This is a genomic window from Amycolatopsis alba DSM 44262 (assembly GCF_000384215.1).
Classification (GTDB): Bacteria; Actinomycetota; Actinomycetes; order Mycobacteriales; family Pseudonocardiaceae; genus Amycolatopsis; species Amycolatopsis alba.
In genome coordinates this window covers 3935662-3962308 of the sequence record NZ_KB913032.1, presented here as the reverse complement: position 1 = coordinate 3962308, position 26647 = coordinate 3935662, and the positions used below count along the sequence as shown (strand labels likewise).

26 protein-coding genes are annotated in these 26647 nt (G+C 68.8%); 12 read left to right on the top strand and 14 right to left on the bottom strand.

Going from position 1 to position 26647, the window contains the following annotated elements; translation table 11 throughout:
* Entirely contained in the window at positions 1-1269 is a 1269-nt protein-coding gene (gene serS / locus AMYAL_RS0118795) for a serine--tRNA ligase (protein ID WP_026467221.1), read from the bottom strand.
* 132 nt (positions 1270-1401) lie between these two features.
* Here serS and AMYAL_RS0118790 point away from each other — a divergent pair, with 132 nt between their 5' ends.
* Complete coding sequence (locus tag AMYAL_RS0118790; RefSeq protein ID WP_020632850.1) at positions 1402-2685, top strand: aspartate aminotransferase family protein; 1284 nt, start codon at positions 1402-1404, stop codon at positions 2683-2685.
* 129 nt (positions 2686-2814) lie between these two features.
* Here the strand turns inward: AMYAL_RS0118790 and AMYAL_RS0118785 are convergent, their stop codons facing one another.
* From AMYAL_RS0118785 to AMYAL_RS0118770, 4 genes are read right to left on the bottom strand one after another with little or no spacing between them, the layout of a single operon-like run.
* Positions 2815-3720, bottom strand: coding sequence for a haloalkane dehalogenase (locus AMYAL_RS0118785; RefSeq protein ID WP_020632849.1), 906 nt, complete (start codon positions 3718-3720; stop codon positions 2815-2817).
* Positions 3721-3774: 54 nt separating this feature from the next.
* The gene (locus tag AMYAL_RS0118780) at positions 3775-4227 is read right to left on the bottom strand and encodes a DUF350 domain-containing protein (protein WP_005149563.1); all 453 of its coding nucleotides are present in this window, start codon (positions 4225-4227) and stop codon (positions 3775-3777) included.
* Positions 4228-4282: 55 nt separating this feature from the next.
* Positions 4283-5449, bottom strand: a complete 1167-nt coding sequence (locus tag AMYAL_RS0118775; RefSeq protein ID WP_020632848.1) for a glutathionylspermidine synthase family protein — start codon at positions 5447-5449, stop codon at positions 4283-4285.
* Entirely contained in the window at positions 5450-6055 is a 606-nt protein-coding gene (locus tag AMYAL_RS0118770; protein ID WP_020632847.1) for a hypothetical protein, read from the bottom strand.
* 94 nt (positions 6056-6149) lie between these two features.
* On the opposite strand from AMYAL_RS0118770, the gene AMYAL_RS0118765 reads away from it, so the two are divergent.
* The 4 genes from AMYAL_RS0118765 to AMYAL_RS0118750 all read left to right on the top strand — a co-directional run bounded on the left by AMYAL_RS0118765 (position 6150) and on the right by AMYAL_RS0118750 (position 9506).
* Entirely contained in the window at positions 6150-7169 is a 1020-nt protein-coding gene (locus AMYAL_RS0118765) for a septum formation family protein (protein ID WP_026467218.1), read from the top strand.
* A gap of 4 nt (positions 7170-7173) precedes the next feature.
* Positions 7174-7524: a metallopeptidase family protein gene (locus AMYAL_RS0118760; RefSeq protein WP_020632845.1), complete on the top strand. Its 351-nt coding sequence runs from the start codon at positions 7174-7176 to the stop codon at positions 7522-7524.
* A 215-nt stretch (positions 7525-7739) separates the two neighbouring features.
* A complete protein-coding gene (locus AMYAL_RS0118755) occupies positions 7740-9011 on the top strand; it encodes an MFS transporter (protein ID WP_020632844.1) in 1272 nt (423 codons plus the stop codon).
* 60 nt (positions 9012-9071) lie between these two features.
* The gene (locus AMYAL_RS0118750) at positions 9072-9506 is read left to right on the top strand and encodes a hypothetical protein (RefSeq protein WP_020632843.1); all 435 of its coding nucleotides are present in this window, start codon (positions 9072-9074) and stop codon (positions 9504-9506) included.
* Here the strand turns inward: AMYAL_RS0118750 and AMYAL_RS0118745 are convergent.
* From AMYAL_RS0118745 to pheA, 3 genes are all read right to left on the bottom strand, one after another.
* Positions 9503-10156 carry a DUF4232 domain-containing protein gene (locus tag AMYAL_RS0118745; protein ID WP_026467217.1) on the bottom strand — a complete coding sequence of 218 codons (654 nt, stop codon included), beginning with the start codon at positions 10154-10156 and terminating at the stop codon, positions 9503-9505. The two genes, AMYAL_RS0118750 and AMYAL_RS0118745, sit on opposite strands and share 4 nt — an antisense overlap.
* 145 nt (positions 10157-10301) lie before the next feature.
* Positions 10302-10922: a histidine phosphatase family protein gene (locus tag AMYAL_RS0118740; RefSeq protein WP_020632841.1), complete on the bottom strand. Its 621-nt coding sequence runs from the start codon at positions 10920-10922 to the stop codon at positions 10302-10304.
* Positions 10919-11827: a prephenate dehydratase gene (gene pheA / locus AMYAL_RS0118735; protein WP_020632840.1), complete on the bottom strand. Its 909-nt coding sequence runs from the start codon at positions 11825-11827 to the stop codon at positions 10919-10921. The genes AMYAL_RS0118740 and pheA overlap by 4 nt, the downstream gene beginning before the upstream one ends.
* A 97-nt stretch (positions 11828-11924) precedes the next feature.
* Between pheA and AMYAL_RS0118730 the strand changes: the two genes are divergently transcribed.
* The 3 genes from AMYAL_RS0118730 (at position 11925) to AMYAL_RS49890 (ending at position 14262) form a co-directional block, all read left to right on the top strand.
* Positions 11925-12566, top strand: coding sequence for a macro domain-containing protein (locus AMYAL_RS0118730; protein ID WP_020632839.1), 642 nt, complete (start codon positions 11925-11927; stop codon positions 12564-12566).
* A 159-nt stretch (positions 12567-12725) separates the two neighbouring features.
* Entirely contained in the window at positions 12726-13658 is a 933-nt protein-coding gene (gene coaA, locus AMYAL_RS0118725) for a type I pantothenate kinase (RefSeq protein ID WP_020632838.1), read from the top strand.
* 433 nt (positions 13659-14091) lie between these two features.
* Positions 14092-14262, top strand: coding sequence for a hypothetical protein (locus AMYAL_RS49890; RefSeq protein ID WP_020632837.1), 171 nt, complete (start codon positions 14092-14094; stop codon positions 14260-14262).
* Positions 14263-14388: 126 nt separating this feature from the next.
* On the opposite strand, the gene AMYAL_RS0118715 is transcribed toward AMYAL_RS49890, so the two are convergent.
* The 5 genes from AMYAL_RS0118715 to AMYAL_RS0118690 form a co-directional block, all read right to left on the bottom strand.
* A complete protein-coding gene (locus AMYAL_RS0118715) occupies positions 14389-14805 on the bottom strand; it encodes a type II toxin-antitoxin system VapC family toxin (RefSeq protein WP_020632836.1) in 417 nt (138 codons plus the stop codon).
* Positions 14802-15101, bottom strand: a complete 300-nt coding sequence (locus tag AMYAL_RS0118710; protein ID WP_245192951.1) for a type II toxin-antitoxin system Phd/YefM family antitoxin — start codon at positions 15099-15101, stop codon at positions 14802-14804. Before AMYAL_RS0118710 ends, AMYAL_RS0118715 begins: the two co-directional genes overlap by 4 nt.
* Before the next feature lie 69 nt (positions 15102-15170).
* Entirely contained in the window at positions 15171-16727 is a 1557-nt protein-coding gene (locus AMYAL_RS0118705; protein WP_020632834.1) for a DUF1841 family protein, read from the bottom strand.
* 199 nt (positions 16728-16926) lie between these two features.
* Positions 16927-18240, bottom strand: a complete 1314-nt coding sequence (locus AMYAL_RS0118695) for a hypothetical protein (RefSeq protein ID WP_020632833.1) — start codon at positions 18238-18240, stop codon at positions 16927-16929.
* On the bottom strand, positions 18237-19160 hold the full coding sequence (locus AMYAL_RS0118690) for a nitrate- and nitrite sensing domain-containing protein (RefSeq protein WP_020632832.1): 924 nt from the start codon (positions 19158-19160) through the stop codon (positions 18237-18239). The genes AMYAL_RS0118695 and AMYAL_RS0118690 overlap by 4 nt, the downstream gene beginning before the upstream one ends.
* A gap of 121 nt (positions 19161-19281) precedes the next feature.
* On the opposite strand from AMYAL_RS0118690, the gene AMYAL_RS0118685 reads away from it, so the two are divergent.
* The 4 genes from AMYAL_RS0118685 (at position 19282) to AMYAL_RS0118670 (ending at position 24476) form a co-directional block, all read left to right on the top strand.
* On the top strand, positions 19282-19599 hold the full coding sequence (locus tag AMYAL_RS0118685; RefSeq protein ID WP_020632831.1) for a nucleotide pyrophosphohydrolase: 318 nt from the start codon (positions 19282-19284) through the stop codon (positions 19597-19599).
* A gap of 69 nt (positions 19600-19668) precedes the next feature.
* On the top strand, positions 19669-22200 hold the full coding sequence (locus AMYAL_RS0118680; protein ID WP_026467216.1) for a M14 family zinc carboxypeptidase: 2532 nt from the start codon (positions 19669-19671) through the stop codon (positions 22198-22200).
* Between the two features lie 9 nt (positions 22201-22209).
* Complete coding sequence (locus tag AMYAL_RS0118675; RefSeq protein WP_020632829.1) at positions 22210-22836, top strand: response regulator; 627 nt, start codon at positions 22210-22212, stop codon at positions 22834-22836.
* Complete coding sequence (locus AMYAL_RS0118670) at positions 22836-24476, top strand: hypothetical protein (RefSeq protein ID WP_020632828.1); 1641 nt, start codon at positions 22836-22838, stop codon at positions 24474-24476. The genes AMYAL_RS0118675 and AMYAL_RS0118670 overlap by 1 nt, the downstream gene beginning before the upstream one ends.
* On the opposite strand, the gene AMYAL_RS0118665 is transcribed toward AMYAL_RS0118670, so the two are convergent.
* On the bottom strand, positions 24436-26628 hold the full coding sequence (locus AMYAL_RS0118665) for a tetratricopeptide repeat protein (protein WP_020632827.1): 2193 nt from the start codon (positions 26626-26628) through the stop codon (positions 24436-24438). The genes AMYAL_RS0118670 and AMYAL_RS0118665 overlap by 41 nt on opposite strands.
* Positions 26629-26647 lie beyond the last annotated feature (19 nt).

The window sequence follows — 26647 nt, the reverse complement described above, 5'->3', positions numbered from 1 at the left end:
CTACTTCGATGTCGGCGTGAGCACCTCGGTTCCGCCGAGGAAGGGACGAAGCGCTTCCGGCACCCGGACCGAACCGTCTTCGAGCTGGTGGTTCTCCAGGATCGCGACGATCCACCTGGTGGTGGCGAGCGTGCCGTTCAAGGTGGCGACGGTCTGCGGGCGGCCGTCGTCGTCGCGGTAGCGGATGCCGAGACGGCGGGCCTGGAACGTCGTGCAGTTCGACGTCGAGGTCAGCTCGCGGTAGGTGTCCTGCGACGGCACCCACGCCTCGCAGTCGAACTTCCGGTACGCGGAGGTGCCGAGGTCACCGGTGGCGGTGTCGATCACCCGGTACGGGACCTCGATCTTGGCGAGCATCTGCTCTTCCCAGTCCAGCAGGCGCGCGTGCTCGGCCTCGGCGTCCTCGGGACGCGTGTAGACGAACATCTCGACCTTGTCGAACTGGTGGACGCGGATGATGCCGCGGGTGTCCTTGCCGTACGAACCGGCCTCGCGGCGGTAGCAGGACGACCAGCCCGCGTAGCGCTTCGGGCCCTTGCCGAGGTCGAGGATCTCGTCGGCGTGGTAGCCGGCGAGCGGGACCTCGGAGGTGCCGACGAGGTACAGATCGTCGTCGCGCAGCCGGTAGACCTCCGACGAGTGCGCGCCGAGGAAACCGGTGCCCGCCATGATCTCCGGCCGGACCAGGGTCGGGGTGATCATCGGCGTGAAGCCGTTCGCGGTCGCCTGCGCGATGGCCATGTTCAGCAGGCCGAGCTGCAGCTGGGCGCCGATGCCGGTGAGGAAGTAGAACCGCGAACCCGAGACCTTCGCGCCGCGCTCCATGTCGAGCGCGCCGAGGCCCTCGCAGAGTTCGAGGTGGTCCTTCGGCTTGAAGTCGAACTTCTTCGGCTCGCCGACGTGCTTGAGCACGACGTAGTCGTCCTCGCCGCCTTCGGGCGCTTCGGGGTGGACGAGGTTCGGCACCACGCGGTGCAGCTGCTCGAACTCCTCCGACGCCTCGGCCTGCTCGACCTCGGCGGCCTTCACCTGGGCGGCGAGGTCCTTCCCCTTGGCGAGCAGCGCGGCCCGTTCGTCGCCCTGCGCCTTCGGGACGAGCTTGCCCAGCGACTTCTGCTCGGCGCGCAGCGTGTTGGCGGCGGCGATCGAAGACCGGCGACGGGAGTCGAGGGAGAGCAGCTTGTCGACCACTCCTTCGTCCTCGCCACGGGCGCGCTGCGAAGCGCGCACGACGTCCGGGTCATCGCGCAGAGTCCTGGGGTCAATCACGAGTGATGAGGGTAGTCCGTACGAGTCGCACAAAATGTGCGGGTCCGCGCGAATAACCAGACAGTCTGATCGTTGCCGCCCGTTTCGGCCGCTCCCCATACTGGGATCTCCTGCTGCGGACGGAGAAACTCGATGACCGATGCGGACCTGCTGGCGCGGCACAAGGCGGTACTCCCGTCCTGGCTGGCGCTCTACTACGACGAGCCGATCGAGATCGTGCACGCGCAGGACCGCCGGGTCATCGACTCGACCGGGCGGAGCTACCTCGACTTCTTCGCGGGCATCCTGACGAACTCGATGGGCTACGACGTCTCGGCGATCAGCGACGCCGTGCGCAAGCAGCTCGACACCGGGATCCTGCACACCTCGACGCTGTACCTGATCCGCTCGCAGGTCGAACTGGCCGAGCGGATCGCGAAGGTCTCCGGCATCCCGGACGCGAAGGTGTTCTTCACCAACTCCGGGACCGAAGCCAACGACACCGCGCTGATGCTCGCCACCCAGTACCGGCGCAGCAACCAGGTGCTGGCGATGCGGAACTCGTACCACGGGCGGTCGTTCGCGACGGTCGGCATCACCGGCAACCGGGGCTGGTCGGCTTCGTCGCTCAGCCCGGTGAAGGTGAGCTACGTGCACGGCGGCTACCAGTACCGCAGCCCGTTCCGGGCGCTTTCGGACACCGAGTACATCGACGCCTGCGTCGCGGACCTGGTCGACGTGCTGGAGACGGGCACTTCGGGCGACGTCGCCTGCATGATCGCCGAACCGATCCAGGGCGTCGGCGGCTTCAGCTCACCGCCGGACGGCCTGTTCAAGGCGATGAAGGAGGTCCTCGACCAGTACGGGATCCTCTTCATCTCCGACGAGGTCCAGACCGGCTGGGGACGGACCGGGGAACACTACTGGGGGATCCAGGCGCACGACGTCGTCCCCGACGCGATGACCTTCGCGAAGGGCCTCGGCAACGGTCTCGCGATCGGTGGTCTCGTGGCACGCGGCGACCTCGTCGACTGCCTGACCGCGAACTCGATCTCGACCTTCGGTGGCAACCCGGTCGCGATGGCGGGTGCGGCCGCGGTGCTCGACCACATCGCCGACCACGACCTCCAGGCCAACGCGCTCGCGCGGGGCAACGAACTGCTGTCCGGCCTGCGCGCTTCGGGTCACCCGCTGATCGGAGACGTCCGCGGTAAGGGCCTGATGATCGGCGTCGAACTGGTCGAGCCGGGCGGTATGACGCCGAACACGGGGGCCGCGGCGCGGATGATGGAGGAGACCAAGGCGCGCGGGCTGCTGATCGGCAAGGGTGGGCTGCACGGCAACGTGCTCCGGATCGCGCCGCCGATGACGCTCACCGCCGACGAGGCCGCCGAAGGCCTCGGGATCATCGTGGACGCGCTGGCCGCCATCTCCTGACGAGCGGTCCGCGCTCCGTCCGTCAGACGCGTGTCTCCGGCCGGATCTCGCGTGTTTGGCGGCGGAACTCGAGTGTTCCGCCGCCAAACACGCGTGTTCGGCCTTCGATCACGCGTCTTCCGGCAAGCGTCAGGAGGCCGCGAACCGGGCGATGACCTCGCCCAGCCGCACACCCGCGTCCTCCTGCAGGAAGTGACCCGCGCCGGTGATCGTCGGATGCTCGAGTTCACGGGCGCCGCGCATCGAGCCCCGCAATTCGAGGCCCCACGGCGCGGTGATCGGGTCGCCGTCGGAGAACGAGACCAGGAACGGCTTGTCCATTTCGGAGAGCGCCTTCAGCGCGGCCCGGTTGGCGGCCGACGCCGGATCGTCCGGGGTGATCGGGACGAGTGACGGCATCGCGCGGGGCGCCGCCTTGTACATCTCGTTCGGGAAGGGCGCGTCGTAAGCGGCGCGCACCTCCTCGGACAGCTTGGTCTGGCAGCCCGACTGGACGAATCGCCCGACGTCGATGACCTGGGCGTTCTCCATGGTGTCCCGGAACTTGTGCCAGATCTCCGGCATGTCGGTGTCCCCGGTGGGGAGGCCGGTGTTGGCCGCGACGACACGGGAAAACCGGTCGGGGTTCTCGGCGACCAGCCGCAGGCCGATCAGGCCGCCCCAGTCCTGGCCGACCAGGGTGACGTCGGTCAGGTCGAGCACGTCGAAGGCGAACGCGCGCATCCACTCGACGTGCCGCTGGTAGGTGTGGTCGACCATGTCGCCGGGTTTGTCGGACCGGCCGAAGCCGACCAGGTCGGGCGCGATGGCGCGCAGTCCGGCGTCGGCGAGCACCGGGATGACCTTGCGGTAGAGATAGGACCAGGTGGGCTCGCCGTGCAGCAGGAGAACCGGCGGCCCGTCCGCGGGTCCGGCCTCCACGTAACCCACTCTGATCACGCCGCCGTGGAGGTCGACGATTTCCGCGTAACGCGGTTCGAAATCGAAATCGGGCAGGTCCGAGAACCGGTCGTCCGGTGTCCTCAAAAGGCGCACGGCTCCCACGTTAGTGGGAATCGTGCGCCTATGCCGGTTTCGGAGGTCAGAAGATCACGAGATGGCCACGGCCACGATCAGGCCGAGGGCCAGGTGCGCGGAGGCCACCACGACACTGGCCGGGGCGAACTTCTCGCTCTCGATGGTCGAACGGATGTCGATGCGGGTCGCCCACTCCAGCAGCCGGACCGCGAGCACCTGCACGATGATGCCGAGCAGGCCGTAGACCAGCGAGGTGATGAGGCCCTCGGTCAGATCACTGGCGGAGTTCGCGATGGCCACGACGATGATGAACGCCATCGACAGCAGCCCCGACGCGGTGACGATGACCGCGTTCGGCAGGCCCCTGGTGACCAGCTGGGACAGCTTGCCGGGCGTGGTCCAGTCGATCGCCCAGAACCCGGCGAACATCATCAGCAGGCCGACGACGCCGTACAGCAGGATCGCGCCGATCCCTCGCACGAGGTCGGAGCCGAACGTGTCGGACAGCGCAAGGGTGGTGGTCACAGGGTGCTCCCGGAGAGATACAGGCGAAAATGTCAGGTTTGTGCGGTTGCTTCTATCACGTCTCGACGATGCGGTGCGGGACGAACGCCGCACCGTCGTCCGTGACGAGTCCCGCGGTCTCCCGGATCCCGAGGCCTGCGGCCTGGTCCCCGACGATCCACGCACCCAGCGCGGGCCGGTACCCCTGGAACTCCGGGAGCGGGTCGAACGCCTGGTAGACGTAGCCTTCCGCGCCGTAGACACCGTCGGTCTGCGTCTCGTACCCGGTGGCGACGATCTGCACGTTCGCGCCCTCGCGGCCCAGTTTCGGCTTGCGGACGTACTCGGTCAGCAGACCGGGGTCGTCGGCGAAGGCGGGCAGCAGGTTCGGGTGACCGGGGTAGTTCTCCCACAGGATCGCGAGCAGCGTCTTGTTGGAGAGGATCATCTTCCACAGCGGCTCGACCCACAGCGTGCGCGGCATGGTCTCGACGGCGAAGCGGCCGAACTCCTCGTCGACCACCCATTCCCACGGGTAGAGCTTCACCACGGTCGCCATCTGCGCCTCTTCGAGGTCGACGAACCGCTTGAGCACCGGGTCCCAGCCGATCTCCTCGATCGACAGGCCGACGGTGTCGAGCCCGGCCTCGGCCGCGGTCTCCTGCAGGTACGCCGTCGTCACGTGGTCCTCACCGGACGGATCCGCCGACGACCAGGTGAAGTGCAGTTCGTTGGAGGGCAGCTTGTCGGCGAGTTCGCCCCAGCGCTCCACCAGCTTCTCGTGGATCGAGTTCCACTGGTCGTCTTCGGGGAAGACCGCGGTCTTCCAGTGCCACTGGAGCACCGCGGCCTCGAGCAGCGAGGTCGGGGTGTCGGCGTTGTACTCCAGCAGCTTCGCCGGGCTCTTGCCGTCGTAGCGCAGGTCGAACCGGCCGTAGACGTGCGGATCCTGCCGCTTCCACGACTCCGCGATATGCGGCCAGACCCACTCGGGGATGCCGAAGCGGTGGTACTGCTCGGTGGTGATCACATTGTCGACCGCTTCGAGGCACATCGAGTGCAGTAGTTCGACGTCCGCCTCGACGGACAGGATCTCGTCCATCTCGAAGACGTAATGGACCGACTCGTCCCAGTACGGCCTGGACTTGCCGGCACCGTCACGGGCGGGGGTGCCGAAGACCAGGCCCTGCTCCTCGACGATCTTCTGCCAGTCCCGCCGGGGCGGCTTGGAATCCCGATACAACTACGAGCCCCCGCTCTTGCCGGTACCGCCGGAGGTACCGCTCTTGCCGCTGATGCCGAACCCGCCGCGCTGGACGGACTTGCCCGATTTGGTGCTGATGTTCGCGTTCGGCGGCGCGGTGTACGAGCCGCCCGACACCCGCTGCCCGATCGCGCCGGTGCCGCCGTAGTTGTACCGGTAGCTGTTGAAGCCGCCACCGACGATCGGGATGAAGAAGAACCCGCCGCTGACGTGACCGCCGTGCGACCGTACGTAGTTCTCGTCGCAGTTCTGGTCGTTGTCGACGATGTCGTCGTGAGTGCAGGTCGCCGTGACGTTCTCCGGCTTCGCGACGGTGTAGAACGTCGCGATCAAGCCGACCAGCCCGACGGTCACACCCGTGCCGATCAGGAGTTTCTTCTTGGTCGAAGACTTCTTCTCGGCGGCGCGAGCCGCTTCGGCGTCGAGCGCCTCTTGTCGTTCCTGATCCGCCAGCGCCTGCTGCCGTGCCCGCTGCTCGGCCAGCGACGGCTGACGTGCCTGCGTGCTGCCGTCCTGAAAGCGCATGGTGCCGCGCTTGGGCGGCTCTTGAGGCGCTTGTGCCCCCTGGTTGTCATCCTGCGTCATCGAAGCTCCGTAATCGCCCGCCGGCCCGAACCCGTGTCCAACACTAACCACCCGGTACGCGCACCTTACGTGCGGCGCGGGCATCATGGAGTGGATGTCTCAACAGGCCGAGCGGTTCCGTGATCCGCGAAACGCGCTGAGCACCCTGCGCACCCGGCTCGTCATGGCCGGTGTGTTCGTGGGCGCGATCATCGCGCTTTCGCTGAGTGTGGCTTTCTCGTGGAACGTAGGCCCGGAGGGCGGTGCGGGCGGCGGCGCCCCCAAACTGTCGCCCGCCGCGGTCGAAGCGTTCCAGTCTCCCCCTGGCACCTGCCTTACCTGGAACAACCCGGACGCCACCGACGCGAAGCGCGTGGCGTGCACGGAGTCCCACTTGTTCGAGGTCACCAGCATCGTCGACATCGGCGCGCAGTACCCGGCGGGCGTGCCCAGCCCGAACCTGGAGCAGTGGCAGGAGATCTCCCGGTCACGCTGCACCGTCGACGTCAAGCCGTACCTCGGCCGGACGCTGGATCCCTACGGCAAGCTGAGCATGAACCTGCTCCGGCCGACGCCCGCGCAGTGGGAAGACGGCGACAGGCAGCTTCGGTGCGGCCTGCAATGGGCGGGCCAGGGCGGCAAGCTGCAGCCGACCAAGGGACCGGCGAAGGAACAGAACCAGTCGGCAGTCTGGGAGCCGGGTACCTGCCTCGCCCTGCTCAACAACAGCTTCGGCGACCCCGTCGACTGCGCCCAGCCGCATTCGTACGAGATGATCGCGACGCTCGACCTCAAGACGAAGTTCAAGGACGGCTACCCCTCGCAGGAGCAGCAGAACACCTGGCTGGACACCGAATGCTCGACGGCCGCGCAGGAGTACACCGGCAACGCGGACCTGACGGCGAAGAAGGTGATCCTCAGCTGGGACGTCCGCGAGCAGGAGAGCTGGGACGCCGGGTCCACGCTGGTGAACTGCAAGGTGGCGGCGGTCCTGCCGGACAACAAGGGGCTCGCCCCGGTCACCGGCAGCGTCAAGGTCGGCAACGGCGGTGGCAACGGCGACGCCCCGCCCTCCGACGGCGGCGGCCCGGCGAGCCCGCCGGCGTCCTCCTCGGCTCCGAAGACCGGCGGGTGATCGAGTGCCCGTCGAGATGACCCGGCAGCGCTTCGAAGAGCTGGTTTCGGAGGCGCTGGACGAGCTCCCGCCCGAATTCGCGGACGCCATGGACAACGTCGTCGTCCTCGTCGAGGAGTTCAACGAGGAGTCGCCCACGATCCTCGGGCTCTACCACGGTGTCGCGCTGACGGAACGGACCCACGAGTACGGCGGGGTGCTGCCGGACCGGATCTCGATCTACCGGCGCCCGCTGCTGCAGATGTGCGACACCGAGGAAGACGTCGTCGAGGAGGTGCTGATCACGGTGGTCCACGAGGTCGGCCACCATTTCGGCATCGACGACGCACGGCTGCACGAACTCGGCTGGGGCTGAACCCCGGCACGGGCGATAGCAAAGGTCCCTTGCTCCCTTCCTGGCGGATTTCGTGCCGAAGGTGGCACGGTGGGTGATTTTTGTGCGTCGGGCACCAAGGGTTCTCCGGATTCTTAACTGGCCGTAACAACCCGACCACTTTGGGCGACAGCCCCGCTAAACTTTTCGACACGTTGTCGTCGGCCGGTGCCGGCGAATGCCTGGGGAGGCGGTGCATGGCCGAGTCGACGGTGCGCGGCCGGCGCGACCGGCGGTTGCGCTGGCTGCTCGCGTCCAGTGCGGCATCGAACCTCGGCGACGGGATCGGCAAGGTCGCGTTCCCGTTGCTCGCTGTCACCCTGACCCGTGATCCGCTGCTCATCGCCGGCCTCTCGGCGACCCAGTTCCTGCCGTGGCTGCTGTTCGCGCTCCCGGCGGGCGCGCTACTAGACCGGATCGACCGGCGGCGCGCGATGATCCTCGCGAACACCGCCCGCGCGGTGGTCGTCGGCGGAACGGCCGCCCTGGTCGCGGTCGGCGGGGTGACGATCTGGATGGTCTACGCCGCCGCCCTGCTCATCGGCGTCGCGGAAGTGGTCGCCGACAGCGCCGCGAACGTGCTCATCCCGGCCGTCGTCGGCGAGGGCTCGCTCGACAGCGCGAACAGCAAGCTCCAGGCCTGCGAGATCGTCGGTCAGACCTTCCTCGGCGGGCCGGTCGGCAGCGCCACCTTCGCGCTCTTCGCGACGTTCCCGTTCCTGCTCAACTCGGTGGGCTTCGCGATCGCGGCGGTCGTGCTGATCGGCCTTGCCGGAAGCTACCGAGCTCGTCCTTCGACCACAGCCTCCGAGGATTCACGCACCGCCCTTCGTGCCGAGCTGGCGGAGGGTTTCCGCTGGCTGAAGCGCAGCGGTCTGGTGTTGCGCCTGGTCGTCGTCGCCGGGTTGATCAGCCTCGCCAGCGAGCTCGCGCAGGCACAGTTGGTGCTGTACGCGATCGACTACCTGCGTCTCAGCGAAGCGGCCTTCGGACTCTTCGCGTTCGTCGGCGGCATCGGAGGGTTGCTGGGCGCGGGCCTGGCTCCGCGGCTGGTGAAGGTGTCCAGCCGTCGCGCGGTGCTCCTCGGGGGCACCGCTTTCTGTGGCGTGGCGTTCACCGGCATGGGCCTGACGAGTTCGCCGGTGGCGGGAGCGACGCTGTTCGGCCTGTTCGCGGCCGCCGTCGTCGCGGTGAACATCGTGCTGGGGACGGCGCGGCACACCCTCGTCCCCGGCGAACTGCTCGGCCGGGTCCTCGGCGTGTGGCGCACCGTCGTCTGGGGAGCGATCCCGGTCGGCGCGCTGCTCGGCGGAGTCCTCACCCACGTCCTCGGTTCCCCCGCCCGGACGTTCCTGACGTCCGGGATTCTGCTGTTCGGCGTAGCCGGTTTCGCGTTCGTCTCGTTACGGCGAGGCGCCTTCGATGACGAAACGGCCACGGAGGAGCGGGTTCTCCACCAAGACCGGTGAAAACCCCGGCCTTTGGTGCTGGAATAGCCCATCACCGCCACAGGTGACGGGAGGTCCGCGATGCAGCAGACACTGGTGCCGGAGGCCGGCGTGGGGACGACAGAACCTTCCAGACGTCCGCAAGTGGTCACCGCCGTCGCCGGCTTCGTGATCGGTGGCGGCGTGATCGGCATGCTGTGGGCGCTCTCGGGCGTCAACGCGGGAGCGCTCGAAGACGCGCAAGACGCGTGTTCGGCCCTGGCCAGGGTCGGCACGATCCCTGACACCACCGACTCCCCCGGCGACCGGACCGTTGCCGTGCTGGCCCCCGAGGTGCTGCACCGGATGACGGCCGCGCGTGAACTCTCCGCCGCGGCGGCCGCCGCCAACGACACCTACCGGCCACTGGCCGAACACATCGACGGCGTCAGCCGGATGGTGTTCAGCCTGCACTTCAACGAGATCGCCGGGCAGCGGCATCTGGCACAGGCCGAACAGCTCTGCACCCAGCTTTAGCCCTTCTGGACCGTCTTGACGGTGAGCTGGTTGCCGGGGATCTTCCCCGAGCAGCCGAGCCCCTGCAGCGCCACGAAGTTCGACGCCGTCTCCTGCGGCAGGTACACCCGCAACCCTCGGGTCTCGGTGGGCTTGCAAGCCGCCTCGTCGTAGTTGCGGACGTTCACGAAACCGAGGTCGGCGAACGCGGTCTCGCCGTTGTTCAGCTGGACCGGCCCGCCCTTTTCACCGGCCCGGAACGCGGCCTCGCCGACCTGGTGGCCGTCCGCGCCGGTCACGTAGGAGACGCCGGGGAAGCCCTGGACGGTGCACTGGTGCCCGCTCGTGTTGGTGATGACGAGCTTCCGGTACACCGTTCCCGCGGCCGCGTCGCCACCCCCGATGGACAGCTTGACGTCGCCCGCCTTGCAGAGCCCGTCGCTCTTCGACGCCGGGGCGGGGGCCTGCGCGGGCGGCTGCGAGGCCGGCGCCGGACTCGAAGAACTCGCGCTGGGCGCGGCCGAGGTGTCCGGTGCCGAACTGGACGAGGACGAGGACGAGTTCTGCGCGACGGGTGCGGTTTCCGAACCGCAGGCGCTGAGCAGCAGGAGCCCGGCGGTGCCCGCGACGAGACCGCCGATGGAGATCATCTTCGAACTAACCATGGTCATTCGCCTCCCTGTAGCCGGGTGACCCATCGCTTAGTAGACGTGTTGTCCGCCGCGCGGGTTGCGCTCCCCCGGTTAATTCCCCACAAGGTGTTAATCGATCTTGTGGGGGGTATTCCCCGGCGAGAGCGGAGGCAAACGTCGCTGGTCAGCCTTCGACGGGGGCGTCCGCCCAGGTGAGACAGGTCCAGCCGGCCGGGGTCGCGACGAGTTCGACGACGCCGGTGTTCGGGATGAGGCCCTGGTTGGCGATCCCGGCGGTGACGTTGCCGGCGAGCCACTCACCGCCCAGCCGGATGGCGCCACCGTGACTCACCAGGACCACCGTGCCGTCCGGGTCGGCCTGCTCGTGCTTGGCCCGCAGCCGGGCGACCGCGTCGAGCATCCGGGCGCGGACCTGCGCGCCGGTCTCGCCGCCGGGGATCGGCGGGTCGAGTTCGCCGAGCGTCCACCGGCGCACGACGCTCATGTAGGTCGTGATCGAGTCCTTGTCGGTCTTGCCTTCGAGGTCACCGGCGGCGACCTCGTGCACGCCGTCGACGACCTGGACGTCGAAGCCGAGCAGGGCAGCCAGCGGCGCGGCGGTCTGCTGGGCACGGACGGCCTGCGAGGCGTAGACCGCGACGATCGGCTCGCCACCGAGCCGCGTCGCGAGGTCCTGGGCCTGTTCGCGGCCCAGGTCGGTGAGCGGCGGGCCGGGCAACGCGGTGTCGAGGGCGCCCCGCACGTTGCCGTCGGTCTGGCCGTGGCGGACGAGGAGAAGTTTCACGCCTGTGCTCCCTTCCGTACCGACGCGACCCAAGCGATCGCCTCGGTGAAATCCTCGTTGGCGGCGCCGGGCTCGATCTCGGTCGTGCCGTTGTCCGCGCGCGGGTGGGAGCCGAGGAACCGGACGTTGCGGCACCGGCGGCGCAACGCGGCCAGCACGTCACCGATCCGCGGCTCGGTCACGTGGCCCTCGAAGTCGATGAAGAAGCGGTACTCGCCGAAGTTGTTCCTGGTCGGGCGGGCGTCCAGCTTGGTCAGGTTGATCCCGCGGACCGCCAGTTCGGTGAGCAGTTCCGCCAGGGCCCCGGTCCGGTTCGTCGCGGCGGCGACGATCGACGTGCGGTCGGCCCCGGTCGGCTCCGGCAGCTCACCGGGCCTGCGGACCAGCAGGAACCGGGTCTTGGCGTCGCGGACGTCGGCGACCTCCGTGGCCAGTACCTCAAGCGGGTAGTGCTCGACGGCGACCGGCGCGGTGACGGCGGCGTCGAACTCGCCGTCGTCCACCGCCACGGCGGCCGCCGCGGTGGACGACGTCGCCACCGGACGCGCGCCGGGCAGATTCGCCTCGACCCAGTGCCGGACCTGGGCGAGCGCGTGCGGATGGCTCGCCACGGTGCGGATCTCGGTCGTGCCCGGCCGCGTCAGCACACTGAAATGGACCGGCAGCAACACTTCCGCCACCGCGACGAGCGGTTCGGCCTCGCTCAGGCTGTCGAGGGTGGCGGTGACCGCGCCCTCCACGGAATTCTCGATCGGGACGCAGGCGGCGTCGGCCGCACCCGAGCGCACCGCGGCCAAGGCCGCCGGGATGGTCTCGGCGGGGATCAGCTCCTCGCCGGGAGCGAGCCGCCGCGCGGCCTGTTCGGTGAAGGTTCCCTGGGGGCCGAAGTACGCGATCCGAGACACCCCGCCAGATTACGCACGCCGCGGGCGATGACTTTCACTCGGACAGCCGGTACGCGCACCGGTTACGCCAAGTGGCTTTTTTTGCCATGCTTAGGGCGTGACCGCCGAACCGGGCACGCACACCGGCCGCGAGGACGTCGTCTCCTCTTTCGCTCCTCTGCCGGACCGTCCCACTCCGGAGCTGGTGCTGTGCGCCGTCGATGACCTGCTCGCCCAAGCCTGGACCACCGTCGCGGACACTGTGGACGGCCGGATCTTCGTGCACCGCGGATCCGTTCTCGACGTCGTCGCGCAGGCTGTCGTCAGCCCCGCGAACTCCTACGGCTGGATGCGCGGCGGCATCGACGCCGTCTACGCCCGCGCCTACCCCGACGTCGAGCAGAACGTGCGCAGCGCCGTCCTCGCCTACCACGGCGGGGAACTGCCGATCGGCGAAGCGGTGATCGTGCCCACCGGCGAGGCGGAGCCCGCCTGGCTGATCAGCGCGCCGACGATGCGGGAACCCGGCGAGCTTCTCCCTCGCGAGACCGTGCACCCGTACCTGGCCGCCAGGGCGGTGTTCCAGCAGTGGCGCGACGGCAGCGTCGACCAGGGCCGGATCCGTGATCTCGTGCACACGATCGCGATGCCCGGTCTCGGTACCGGTTTCGGCGGGGTCGCGCCCGCCGCCTGCGCCCGGCAGGTCGCGGCGGCGTGGGACGAAGTCTTCGCCCCCGGCCGCCCCCGTAACGGACGGTAACGCCCCGAAGCGGGGTACATCACATCGCAGCGCGTTCACGAGCCGTAAGCCCTACCGTTAAAGCGGCTTCATCCGGTTCGCGGCACGTCCACATCCGCCGAGAACTCGTCAACACGGTTTTGTACGGCGCCAGCGCAGGCGACGGGCGAGGAGTGTGCGATGCCGCGGGTCCGTGAGCTCAGTCCCTACGTCGAGCTGCACCGTGAGCAGTGGCGCGAGTTGCGCAGGGCGACCCCCCTGCCACTGACCGCAGCGGAACTGCTGCGGCTGCGCGGTCTCGGCGAACAGGTCGACCTGGCCGAGGTCGCCGAGGTCTACCTGCCGCTCTCCCGGCTGATCAATCTCCAGGTCGCCGCCCGGCAACGGTTGTACGAGGCCACCACGACCTTTCTCGGTGAAGACAGTCGGGGCACCAAGGTGCCGTACATCATCGGGATCGCCGGCAGCGTCGCCGTCGGCAAGTCGACCACCGCGCGCATCCTGCGCACCCTGCTCGCCCGCTGGCCGGACCACCCCAGGGTCGACCTGGTCACCACCGACGGGTTCCTCCACCCGCGGGCGGAACTGGTGCGGCGCGGGATCATGCACCGCAAAGGCTTCCCGGAGAGCTACGACCGGCGGGCGCTGCTGCGCTTCGTCACCGAGGTGAAGTCCGGGGCGGAACGGGTCAGCGCGCCGGTGTACTCGCACCTCGCCTACGACATCCTTCCCGACGAGGAACAGGTCGTGCAGCAACCCGACATCCTGATCCTCGAGGGACTGAACGTCCTCCAGCCCGGCCCTCGGCTCAGCGTCTCCGATCTGTTCGACTTCTCGATCTACGTGGACGCGGCGACGACCGACATCGAACGCTGGTACGTCGAGCGCTTCCTCAAGCTGCGGCACACCGCTTTCGCGGACCCCGCGTCACACTTCCACCACTTCGCCGGCCTTCCGGACGACGAGGCGCGGGCCGAGGCCCGCCACCTGTGGCGCACGATCAACGAGCCGAACCTGATGGAGAACATCAAGCCGACCCGGCCCCGCGCGACCCTCGTGCTGCGCAAGGACGCCGACCACGCGATCAACCGGGTCCGGCTGCGCAAGCTCTGAACCGGGGCCGGCCGATTCTCGATCAGACAGCGAACTCGCGTGATCAGACGACGAACTCACGTGATTGGGCGGCGAACTCGCGTGATTGAAGGCGGAACTCACGTGACGGTACTCTGAGTAATCGTTCGCGCACGGAATCTCTACTCACTGCTAGCGTTCACGGCGATATCCAAGATCACTTCACCGGAAGCCGATCACCTGGGCGATTCCCGGCCGTTCCCTCACAGGGACCAGCCTTCGCACGACCGGCTAGCCCTGGTCACGGGCCGGTCGCGCACCGCGACCGGTGAGCGGCTTTGATCGGCCGATCGGCCGATCCACGCTTGGTACGTGTAACCGGTTGGCCGATACCGGCTACAGCCCCCCGAGGCGACCCTTGTGTCAGGGGTTCAAGAGGTCTCGAAAAGGACCTTGAGCAGGGAGGAGGCTCACGATGTTCTCGATCATCCTGACCTGGGTCGGCTCGATTCTCGGACTCGCACTCCTGGTGGCCATGGCCGTCGGCGCTTTCGTCGTCGACTTCGACGACGCCCGCGGGGACCGTCGCCGGAAGAAGCAGCAAGTCACGGAGAGCAAGAGCACTCCCGCGGCCCCACTGAGCTGAGCCCGTCAAGACCAGGGCCGATCAAGACCAGGGCCCGTCAAGACAGAGCCAACCGAGACAGAGCCGATCAAGACAGAGCCGATCAAGGCGTCCGGACGTCTTGATCCGTTCCCCGCAACGGGGACCTCAGTCGAACGGGTTGTGCACCTGCGCACCGAGTCCGGCCATGTCGGCGAGGTTCCGGGTGACCAAGGTCAGGTCGTGGACACGGGCGGTCGCGGCGATCAGCCCGTCGACGGACGGCACTTTCCGCGGCGCGTACTGCCTGCCCCATTCGGCCGCGATATCGGCGGTCACCGGAAGGATCCGTTCCGAGAACTGCGCGGTGAGCCCGGCCAGCCATTCGGCCAGCGTGTCCGCCCGTTCCCGGTCCTGGTCTCCTCGATGCTTGAGTTTGCTTATCCCCCTCTCGATCTCGCCCACGGTCAGCGCGCTCAAATAGAGCCTGCTCGACGACACCCCGCCCCACCACCGGGCGAAACCAGGGTTCTGGGTGCGGCGCCGAGCCTCGGACACGATGTTCGTGTCCAGCAGAAAGCTCACCCGCTCACCTCCACGGCATCTCTCGGCAGATCCTCCGCGCGTTCGGCGGCGATCTCTTCGAGCACGTCGGCCAGTGCCTCCCCGTACTCGGGGTGGTGATACTCGCCGGAGAGCACGAGTTTGAAATCGACGGCTTCACCGCCTCCGGTCAATCTGCGGTAGTCCGCGATGTCCAGCACCACGGCCACCTCCTCCCCGTGCTTGGTGACGAACTGCGGCCCTTCGGCCACGGCCCGGCGCAGCAGCTCGCTGAGCCGCTGCTTGGCGTCCTGCACTTGCCAGGTTGCTGCTTCCATCTAGACAGACTAGACAGACTGGGGAGGGTTGGCAAGCTCGACTGAGGTGGGACCGGCGGGAAAGGGACGTCAGGCGAGGTCGCCGAGGGCTTTCCGGTAGTCGTCGACGTCGTAGTCCATCTCGTGCTCGCCCGACTCGGTCAGCTGGGCGGACAGCGCGTCGATGAGGCTTTCGAAGATCTCGTCGCGCTCCTGCCCGGCCTCGCTCAGCCGCCGCACGGCCTGCCAGACCTCGGCGGGCTCGTCGGCCCAGAGCTGGTCGACGATCGTGGTCTTGAGCGCGAGCCGCATCCTCGGCTCACCGTCGAAGGTCTCTTCGGCCAGCGCCTCGTGGTACTCGGGGTGCTCGCCGATCACCAGCAGGCGGCGCTGCTCGGGGTCGGCGGGCTCAAGCTCCAGCTCCTCGTCGCCGATCTCCGTGTAGACCGTCGGGACGGCGAACATCCGGCGAGCGAGCGCCTCCGCGAGGTCCGCCGGGTCTTCGATCCCCTCGGAACCGTCGAAGTAGACGTCGAGCGTGGAGTCCTCGTCCTGCGCGAACTCCTCCAGGAACTCGGTCGTGCTCTCCAGCAGCGCCACGCGCGCGGCCTCGGGGAGCCCGGCGCGGTCGGCGGCCCAGGTGACCCAGCCGAGCAGGGCGGGCTCCAGCGCGCCCTCGTACTCCTCGTCGACCTCGAACTCGCCGTCCAGCAGCGACTCGAGGAACCTGGCGAGCTTCTCGGGCCCGACCCGCAGCGGGCTGCCCGGCTCGGTCTCGCAGCCGTAGTCGACGAGCAGGCGCGCGTAGAACCGCGTCGCCTCCGTGTCTTCGACGAGCCCGGACCCGATGAAATCGGCGACGACTTCTTCGCGGACCTGCTGGGGCCATTCGGTGATCTCGGGCGAGGGCTCGGGAGCGGGAAGCGCCCGGATCCAGGCCAGCGCGAGCGCGTGGAACCGCGCGTAATCCTCGCTGACGTCGGGCTCCTCGACGACGTCCGTCGCGGCCAGCCCGTCCGCGAGCAGCTGGTGGGCGCGCTCGGGCAGCACCCGCTCCAGCGTGACCAGGTCCGGGTCGTCGGCGGCCTGCTGCCGCATCTCGGCCAGGACGTCCTGCGGCTTGTCCACCACGACGACGTCGCGGATCCGGCCGCCTTCGGTGAAGTCGACCAGCGCGAGCAGGCCGTGCTCGACACCGGCGCGGGAGAAGACGCAGAGCAAGGAGGACTCGTCGCCGAAGACGTCACCGGTCCGCCAGCAGTCCCCGACGGTCACCGCGGCCAGGTCCGCGACCCATTCGGGTTCCGGGATCCCCCGGCCCAGCACGGTGTTCAGCGCCGAGGCGGCCGCCTCGCGCTCCTCGTCGGTCTCGGCGAAGACCCGCAGGCCGGCGAGCAGCGCGGCCGCGGCGGGGGTGATCTTCCGCTCGGCGAACGCGATGAGCTCCATGCCCAGCGGCTGCTCGCCCTCCTCGATCTCGATCTCCCACCACTGGCCGAGCACCTCGGAGGTCAGCAGCTCGACGTCGAGCACCTCGGGTTCGGCACCGAGGGTCGAGAAGTCCCGGAGGACGTCCTTGAAGAGGCCCGTCACACTCGGGGTGGAGGGCTGGGCTGCCTTCTTGCGGGCACGGCTCACCGGACTCATGGCGACATGTTTTCACGCGTCCCCGAAACGGTTCGTCGCGGTGGTCCCGTGCGCGAAACGCGGTGTCCAGATCGCCGGGAGGACGCTGGCGGACACCGGTTCGGGACCACCGCGACTTCGTCGGTCCGCTCGTTCGGCTCGACCTTCTTCGCCGGATTTCCCTCGGTTCACTTCGCATAACGAGAGGAGCCGGGAGCGGTTACGCCCTGACCGGTTTCGGAATGGCGATTCTCGCCGCCTTGACCTCGGCGATCAGCCTCGTCTTCCGTTTGTGTATTTCCACCAGGTTGCCGAGGTAGGAGCTGAATTCTCCAGCCGTACCGGCCTTTTTGTGCACCGCGCGGAGTTTGCGCAGCTGCCGGGCCGCCTCGCGATAGGAATTCGGATCTTTCTGCGTGATCAATTCTTCGACATGGTCCCGATAGACGGGAATGGTTTCGGCCGGATGGGCGACGGAACGCGAATCCGCGAGTTCGACGCGCATCGACAAAGAAGCCTCGAAACGCACCGCCGCCCGCCAGGCCTCGTCGGTGCGGTCCTCGCCGAGCAACGCCCGGACGAGCTCGTCGGCGGCCTCCGTGCTTCCGGCGGCGAGTTCCCGCAACCGGGCAAGCGCGATCTTCCGCTGCGCGACCCACCGCCCCGTTTCCAGCGACTCCTCGCGCAGGGCGAGGTAGGCCGCGGCGCCGGGATTCTCGTCGAAAGCCTTGCGAGACAAGGGAATTGGCTCCTCTTCGAGCGGAGGCGCCTCCTCCTTCTTGTCGTGCGTGAGCGCCCGCGCCGCGTGGGCGATGGCCTCGCTGTGCCGTCCCGCCGCGCGCAGCACGCGCACGATCTTGAGGCTGACGTCGACCCGCGGCGGTTTGGCGGCGAGGATCGCGACGAGCGCGTCGACGTCGCCGGACACCTCCGCCAGCTCCTCGCGCAACCGCTCGGCCGTCTCGCGTTTCACGCCGGACGGATACTCGTCCAGCACACTGTCCACAGTAGACTTGATTCGGGCGAGTCCCTTGTCCCCCAAGGCGGAGGCGAAGTCCGCCAGCTCGATGGCAGGACGGCCGGGTCCGTCGAACTCCACTTCGAGGATCCAGTCCGCCAGGCTTTCCGGATCCGGCGGGCGGGCGACGCAGGCCCGCGCGTACAGCTCGACGGCCCGGTCCAGCCTGTCCTCGACCTCGCCCGAGGAGTCGTCGATCTGCTCCAGCATCTCGCTGATGTCGTCCACGGTCCGGCGGGCGAGCGGGGCGAGATCGGCCCGGCTTCCGGCGTCGAGGAGTCGCTGAAGCGTGTCGAGGACGGAGCCGACCTTCGCGGCGTACTCGACGTTGCCCGCCGTCACGGCGGTGTCGAGCAGGCGGTGGGCCTCGGCGAGGTCACTCCCCTGGGTGACGAATCGGCTCTCCAGGGCCTGCCGTAACACAGGGTCACGCTCAGCCTGGGCGTGCAACAGGTCCGCCAGCGTCTCCGCGTCCAAGGTGCGCAGGTAGGGGCGCAGATCCGTCGTGGAACTCACCTGGACAAGTCTGCCCGACCGCTTCCCCGACTCGTGTGGGCCAACAGCGTGCTCTTTTCGGCGTAATCGCTCACCAGGCGTGACCAGGCCTCCGGCGTCGCTTCGACCCGCGAAGGGCAGCGGATGACCGGGATCGGGAGCCGCCGGGCGAGCTGCATCGCGATCGCCATCACCACCCCCGCGAGCAGCGAAATCGCCGTCGCGGAGGCGAGGGCACCGCCCAGCACGCGGCGTCCGCCGTCGATCGCGAGCTGCGCCGAGTACTCGATCTGGCGGGCGGCGAGCTGGCCGAGGGTGCGGCCGACGACGCCGGCCGCGACACGCCAGGCCTCCTGGCCGACGGGTGGCGGCGTGGCCGCGCTCAACGCGGTTTCGACCGCGCCGAACCGGCTCCAGTCCTCACTCGCGACGAGATTCCGGTACGCCTGACGATTACTTTCCGTCAGCTTCCCGGCGACCGCGTCGAGCCTGGACCGGTAGGCGCCGACGGCCGCGGCATAGGAGCGCCGTCCTTCGTCGTCGATCCCGGCGACCGCGAGGGAGTCGCTGCGGTCCATGCCTTCGACGGCGGTGAGCACTTCGACAGCGATCGTCTGCTGGTAGCCGATCTCGGCGTCGGGAGCCGTCCTCGCGATCTCGCGCAGGGACGAAAGCGAGGTGTCGATGCGATCGGCGTACGCGAGATAGGTGGCGGAACGGCTGCCCGGCGCCTGCAACGCGATCGACCGCTCCCGTTGCAGCGTCGCGATTCCCCGGCTCGTCTCGGCCATGGTCATCGCCCCGTTCTCGGCGTCGTCCCGGTCGCGGATGGCCTGCTGGACGAGGAACCCGCCGATGAACAACGCGACGAGCAGCAAGGCCGCACACGGAACGAAGGCGATGGAGAGGATGCGAGAGCGAAGGCTTCGCTGGTACGTCAAGGCTTTCCTTCCGGATCGGTTCCCCGACGCGGAGCGACGTTAGGCAAATCGCGAATCGCCCGTCAACGCTCGTCCGCCATACGGCCGTTAGCGCACCGTGACGATCTGGTAGGCACGGCATGTGACTCTCGAGAACCTCAACCAGCGCCTCCGCGACTTCGCCGCCGCACGGGACTGGGAACCTTTCCACACACCGAAGAACCTGGTCATGGCGCTGTCCGGCGAAGTCGGCGAGCTGACTTCGCTGTTCCAGTGGCTCACCCCGGAGGAGTCCGCGAAGTGGCGCTCCGACCCTGAGCTGGCACACAACGTCGTCGACGAGATCGCCGACGTCACGCTGTACCTCCTCCAGCTCGCGAACAGCCTCGGGGTGGATCTGATCGAGGCGGCCAACGCCAAGATCGACCGGAACGAGCACCGTTTCCCACCGTCCGATTAGGCGCCTTTCGGCGCTTGTGGGGCGTTCGGTCGAGCGGAAACACTGGGCCGACGTCCCTGGAGGTGGCCCTTGTCGCGTTCGGCTCGCACCGTGGTCCTGGCCCTGATGCTTTCCCTGAGCGCGGTCGCCGCTCCGGCGTACGCGGCACCACCGCCGACGACACAGCCGGCGCCGCACCGGGATCCCGGCAACGGCCCGGAACGCAACGACGTCGCCGCGACCGACCCGTCGACGGGTGCCGCGCGGGCAGCGACCGGCGAGAACGTCGCGGGCGACCATTCCGGTTATCCGCGCAAGACCAAGTTGCGCGTGTACCCGGAGAACGCGGCCGACAAGTCGATCAAGCTCGGGCTCGCGCCGTATCACGCGCTCGCGCCGAAGCTGAACGCGTTGCAGGCGCGCAGCGACCGGATCTCGGTCGAGATCGCGGGGCAGTCGGGCCTCGGCCGTGACCTCTACCTGGTGACGGTCACCGCGCCCGAAAGCCGGTTCGAAACGCGACAGCAGGACGCGTGGCGGTCGCTGATCGAGAACGACCCGGCCCGTGCCGCGCGCGACCCGTTCCTGCGCCACGGCTACAAGGCGCCGGTGTGGATCAACAACAACATCCACGGCAACGAATGGGAAGGCACCGACGGCGCGCTCCGCGTCATCGAGAAGCTGGCGACGTCGAACGATCCCAAGACCGCCGAACTGCTGAAGCGGAACCGCTTCTACTTCAACGTCACCGCCAATCCGGACGGCCGGGTCGCCGGAACGCGGCAAACCGCGCAAGGTTTCGATCCCAATCGCGACTTCGTCACCGCGTCGCAGCCGGAAGTGCGGGCCATGCGCGCGATCGCCATCGGCAAGCAGCCGCTGATGATGCTGGACGAACACGGTTACGTCGAGAACACGCTCATCGAGCCGACCACCCCGCCGCACGGCCAGAACTACGATTTCGACCTCTACATCAAGCACGGGTACGCCAACGGTCTCGGCATGGAGCAGGCTGTCAAGGCGCTTGGACGGCCGGAGACGGCGAAGCCCGAGATCCCGTTCCGCGACTACGAACCCGGCACCTGGGACGGCTGGGCGCCGATCTACACCGCTCAGTACGCGATGTACCACGGCGCGGTGTCGTTCACGGTCGAGATCCCGATGCGGGTGAACAACGCGGACTACGAAACGCAGCCGGTCACGGAACTCCGGCGACGCTCGGTGATCAACACCGAGGTCGTCGAGGCCACCATCGGCAGCACGCTGACCTACGTCGACCGCAACCGCCGTGAGCTGATCGCGAACCAGATCGAGATGTTCCGCCGCGGCGGTGCGGGCGAGGCGCAGCGCGAGATCCCCGACGGGTTCGTGCCCGGCTTCGGGCCGGAAGACCGCTACCGCACGGAGTTCCCGCGCGCGTACGTCATCCCCGCCGGCGCGGACCAGCGTTCGGCCGTCGCCGCTTCACGGCTCGTCGATCACCTGGTGGCCAACGACGTCCGGGTGCGGCAGGCCGAGCGCCCGTTCTCGCTGGCCGGACGCCGGTATCCGGCCGGTTCGTACCTGGTCGACATGCACCAGCCGAAACGCGGGCTGGCGAACGTGATGCTGGAGCAGGGCAGCGACATCTCGGCGAAGGTGCCGGTCATGTACGACATCTCCGGCTGGAGCCATCGTCTCCTCTGGGGCGCTTCGGTCGACATCGTCAAGCAAGGCAGGCTCGACGTCCGTACGCATGACGTCGCCGCGGCCTCTCCCATCGGCGGTATCGACGCGGCGCCCGGCCGGGACCTGGCGCTGAAGCTCGTCGACGGCAAGGACGTCAGCGCCGTCAACGACCTGCTGAACCGGGGTTTCGCACTGGGCCGCACGGACGACGGCACGGTCGTCGTCCCCGCGTCGGCGCGTCCGGCCGCCGCCGAGGTCGCGGATCGCTACGGCGTCCGGTTCACCGAGGCGAGCGGGACGGCGGCGCCGTTGGGCCGCAAGACGATCGCGGGCGCCGTCGGACCGGACGAGCTGAAAGCGTTGCGGGACATGGGCTTCGACGTCCGGCCGGTGTCGGCGGCGGTGCTGAACGCGGGCTTCGACTGGTCGCGGATCGACCTGCTGTTCGTCTCTTCGGGACTGCGGTACACCGACCTCGACCAGGGTGCGAAGGACGCTTTGCGTGCTTTCCTCGCTCGTGGCGGCGTGGTCACCCGCGGTGCGACGGGCGCGCGTTTCAACACCGACGCGGGACTGCTCGAAGCGCGTCCGGTGGCGGGCTGGGAGGACGGGAACGGCGTCGTCTCGGTGGTCGGCGGGACCGGTCCGGTGGGCGGCGGCGCGCTGCCTGACTCGTTCGTCTACGGGCCGTTCTGGTTCACCGATCTCGGCTCCTCGGTGCGGGTCGAGCAGCGCTACGCGAGCGGGAATCCGCTGGTCGCGGGGCATTGGCGGCCGCGGGACGACGGGACAGGCGGACCGATGGAGGCGGCGGGTCAGGCGGCCGTCGTCTCCGGGACTTCGGGGCCCGGCGGCCGGGCGGTGCTGTTCGGCACCGAACCGCTGTTCCGCGATCACCCGAAGGGCTTGTACTCGCAAGTGGCCAAGGCGATCTACTGGGCCGCGTCGAAGTAACGTGGGGGTATGCCGATCCAGGTGCTGCTCATCGACGACCACGAGGTGGTGCGGCGCGGTCTGCGCGACCTCCTCACCGACGAGCCCGACATCGAGGTCGTCGCCGAGGCGAGCGGGGTCGACGAGGCCCTCGCCGTGGCGATGCACGTCGAGCCGGACGTCGCGGTCGTCGACGTGCGGCTCGGGGACGGTGACGGCATCGCGCTCTGCCGCGAACTGCGCTCGAAGGCGAACCCGCCGCAGTGCCTGATGCTGACCGCGTTCGACGACGAGGAGGCCATGGTCGGCGCGATCATGGCGGGCGCGGCCGGGTACCTGTTGAAACAGGTCCGCGGGCAGGACGTCGTCAACGCGGTCCGTGAGGTCGCGGCAGGCCGGTCGCTGCTCGACCCGCTGTCCACCGCGCGGGTGCTGGACAAGCTGCGGCATCCGCCCGAGGACGAGCTCGGTTCGCTCACCGAACGCGAGCGTGAGGTGCTGGACCTGATCGGGCAGGGCATGTCCAACCGTGAGATCGCGGAACGCCTGTTCCTCGCCGAGAAGACGGTGAAGAACTACGTGACGTCCGTTCTCGCGAAGCTGGGTATGCAACGGCGCACCCAGGCCGCGGCGTGGATCGCGCGCCGGGACAGGTAGTGCGCGAGAACGGCTCCCCCCCCCCGTCGTTTTGGGCGAAGGTCCCGGTCGACCCCGATTTCGACCAGTGGCTCACCATCGGCGTCGAACGCAAGGTCCTGGTCGTCGTCCGCACGGTCACGACGCTGACCAGGTTGCTGGACATCCTGTCGCTGATCGAGAACGACCGCCGTATCCAGCTGGTCTTCACCTACGACACGGACAGCACCGCGATCTTCGGCGCCGGTGTCCCCGAGTTCCTCGGCACGCTCCGCGCCTCTGTCGTCCCGTGGCGGCAAGCCCTCCAAAGCCGCTTCGATCTGGTGATCGCGGCCAGCGAGAACGACGATCTCCACCTCTTCGACGCGCCGATCGTCCTGGTCCCCCACGGGATCGGTTTCCAGAAGTACTACCCGCGCAGCCGGACGGTCGCCGGGATGGATCCGGCCAGGCTCGTGCGCGACGGCCGGGTCGTCCCGGCCATGGTCGCGCTCTCCCACGCCGAGCAACGCGCTCACCTGCGGGAAGCGGGTCCGGAAGCGGCGGCCCGCGCGGTGATGGTCGGGGATCCGTGCCACGACCGCCTGCGAGCGGGACTCCATCGCGCCTCCGCCTACCGCGCGGCCCTCGGTGCGGCAGGCCACACCCTGGTGGTCGTCGCCTCCACCTGGGGACCCGGTTCGCTGCTGGGGACCGTGCCCGATCTCCCGCTGCGGCTGGTCTCCGAACTCGAGTACGACGGCTATCGCTGCTGCGCTGTGCTCCATCCCGGCATCACCGCGGCGCACAGTCCCTGGCAGGTCGACGCGTGGCTTTCCGAAGCACGGCAAGCGGGTCTCCGGGTGCTTCCGCCCGAAGCCGGCTGGCAGGCCGCGCTCACCGCCGCTTCGTGCGTCATCTCGGACTTCGGTTCGCTGGCGCTGTACGCCGCCGCCGTGGACCGGCCGTTGCTCCTGATCGGCGACGGCGGCGAGACCATGGTGCCCGGTTCGCCCATCGACGCGCTCGCCGGACAGACCGCGCGGCTCGACCCGGACGAGGCGCTAGGACCGCAGATCGATCTCGCGATCCACCGGCACAGCCCCGGCGACCACGCGGCCGTCGTCAAACAGGCCGTCGGCGCCGCGGACCTGTCGGCAGGCCTGCTGCGGCCGTGGCTGTACCGGCTGATGCGGCTTTCCGAGCCCGCCACCGAAGCCTCGTTCCCGCCCCACGAGGTACCCGACGTCGAACCGCAAGAGGTCGCCACTTTCGTCGTCGGCGCGGAGGAGGACGGTCCCGCGATCAGGATCGTGCGGTTCCCGAGCACCGGCCGACGCCACGACCTGGTGGGCAAACACCTGGTGGCGCACGAAACCAGGGCGACACTGCGGCAATTGGCCTCGGCGGCGATCGTCTACGTCCGGTTGGAAGACGGTGACCGGTTTCCGCAGTGGTCGGAGGAGATCCTCCGCCAGTGGCCGGACGCCTCGGTGGCCGCGGCGACGGTCGGCAGGAGCACCTGTCTGGTCCGGACCCGTGACGGCGGCCGGTACGAACTGACCTTGGCGAGCACTTCACTCGACCCGCTGATCGCCGCTTCGCTGGCCTACCTGGACCGGTTGTCGACGGCCGAAGTGGTCAAGATCGGCGATCGGGCGGTGACGGTTCGAGTGCGGTGAAGTACCGGTCGGCCCGCGGGTGGCCGATCCGCGTCGCGTCGTAGGCGAGCCGTCCCCAGACCTCGATCGCGCCAGGGTCACCCTCGGCCGTCATGAGCCGCGCTTGCAGTTCCCTGAGTTCCCAGACGTACTGAGTGGCTCGCTGGGCCGCCATCTGGTTCCACGCGGAGTCGAATCGCGCCCGCGCTTCGGCGAATTCCCCGAGCGCCAGATACGCGTTGGCGTAGACCATCTCGATCCGGGCCTGATTACGTCCCGCGGCGGTCATCGTGCCGAGGACGGCGATCGCTTCGGCCGGTTCGCCGGATTTGATCAGGACGTTCGCGAGCATCCGAGGATGAATGGCGAGTGCGGGACCATCGGCGAGTTCCGTGCTCAGGGCGCACGCGACCCGGAGCTGACGGACGGCCTCCGCGAGCTCTCGCGTGATTTCCGCGTTCCCGGCGTGGCGGTGGACGAGCAGGTCCGCGCGTTCTTCGTGGAACCGTCCCCGGAACTCCGCCAGCGACGCCTGGAGCTTGCGCCACCGGCTTTCCGTGATGCCCGCCGCCGGACCGGCGAGAATCTCCGACGACCTGGCGAGATCCTCCAGCGCGGCCGGGAACCAGCGGGCCATGTAGCGGGCCTTGCCGCGCATCATCAACGCCCGTGCGAGCTGCGCGGGTTTCGCGTCCGCTTCGGCGGCTTTCACGGCCCAGTCACTGATCTCGATGAATTCGCGCCAGTACCAGCGTTTGTTCACGAGCGTCTCGAAAGCTCCGGCCAGCTGCAGGGTTTCCTTGTAGCGGCGGCGCAGGCAAGCGAGCTTCACCAGCTCACCGATCAGCGACCGGTGCCACTCCAGCCAGTCGATGTGATCGACACGCAGTTCCCAGACCGGATTCGGCGGAACGACGTAAGTGCGCAGACGCTTGGAGTTCTCCCGGAAGTCCGCGGCGACCGCCGTGTCACGGACATACGCGAGCAACCGGTCGAAGCCCGCGTCCCGGTCCGCTGGCAGGGTGCGCGCGTACTGGCCCACGAGGAACGTGAGCGAATACCAGTCGCCGACCTGCTGGGTCAGCCGCGCGGCGATCAGCTCGTCGAGGACCTTCGGGTCGCCGGTCATCGCCGCCGCTGTCGCCCGCGTGAAGAATCCGCCGGGGTGCTCGGCCAGCAGGGCGCAGGCCTCGACAGCGGCGTCCGAAAGCTGCGCGAACGTCCGCCGCAGGGAGTCCTGGATGACTCCTTCGGCGTCGACGACACCCGTCGCGTGGTACTCGTCGAGCAGCGTCGCCACCGGCCGCGCTTCCCCGGCGCGACCGGCGAGGGTGACCCCGACCTCGCGGAGCGCGAACGGCATCCGGTCGCAGAGCGCGATCAGCCGATCGGCCTCGACCGGTTCGTCCTGCGGCCGGACCTTGCCGCAGAAGTCCATGAGCAGCTGCCGAGCGCCCTCGACGTCGAGCCCTCGCAGCTCGATGGCCGTGGGGTCGCACGCTTTCAGTTCGCGGCTGTACACCGAGGCCGTCGCCAGCACCAGGCTGGTGCGGAACCTGGTGAACAAGGCCAGCTCGGCGGCCAGTTCGACGTCGTCCAGGATCAGCACGAACGACCGGGTGACCAGCACCGACAGGAACTGCCGGTCCAGCTGTTCGTCGTCGACCGGGATCTCACCGTGGGGGATCCCGAACTCCTGGAGCACGAACCGTTTCACCGCGGCGGCGTCGAATTCGTCGCCGTCGCGATACCGGGCGAGCGAAACCTCGACCCGTCCTGACGGAAAGTCCCCTTGGACCCGGTCCGCGAGCTGGCGGGCGAGTTCGGTCTTTCCCGAACCGCCCTGGCCGACGATCAGTTTCAGCCCGGCCCTCGGCGGGTCGGCGAGGATGGCGAGGTGGTTGCGGAAGTTCTCGATACCCGCTGTCGCCGTCGAGGCGTTGTCCTCGTGGAGCGCGGACACCGCCTCGATCAGGCGATCCGCCCACTCCTTGTCGGCGCGGGCGGCGGCCAGCGCACGGGAACTCAGCGCGTCCTTGCCGGTTTTCGGGGTACCGAGCCGTTCTTTGAGCAGCGACACCACGTTCCGGGTCGCTGTGGAGACCGTCCCCACCGCCGAGGCGGCGGCCGCTTTCGCGGCTTCGTCCACGACGACCTGCAACAGGTCAACCACGGCCTCCCCCTCACTCAGC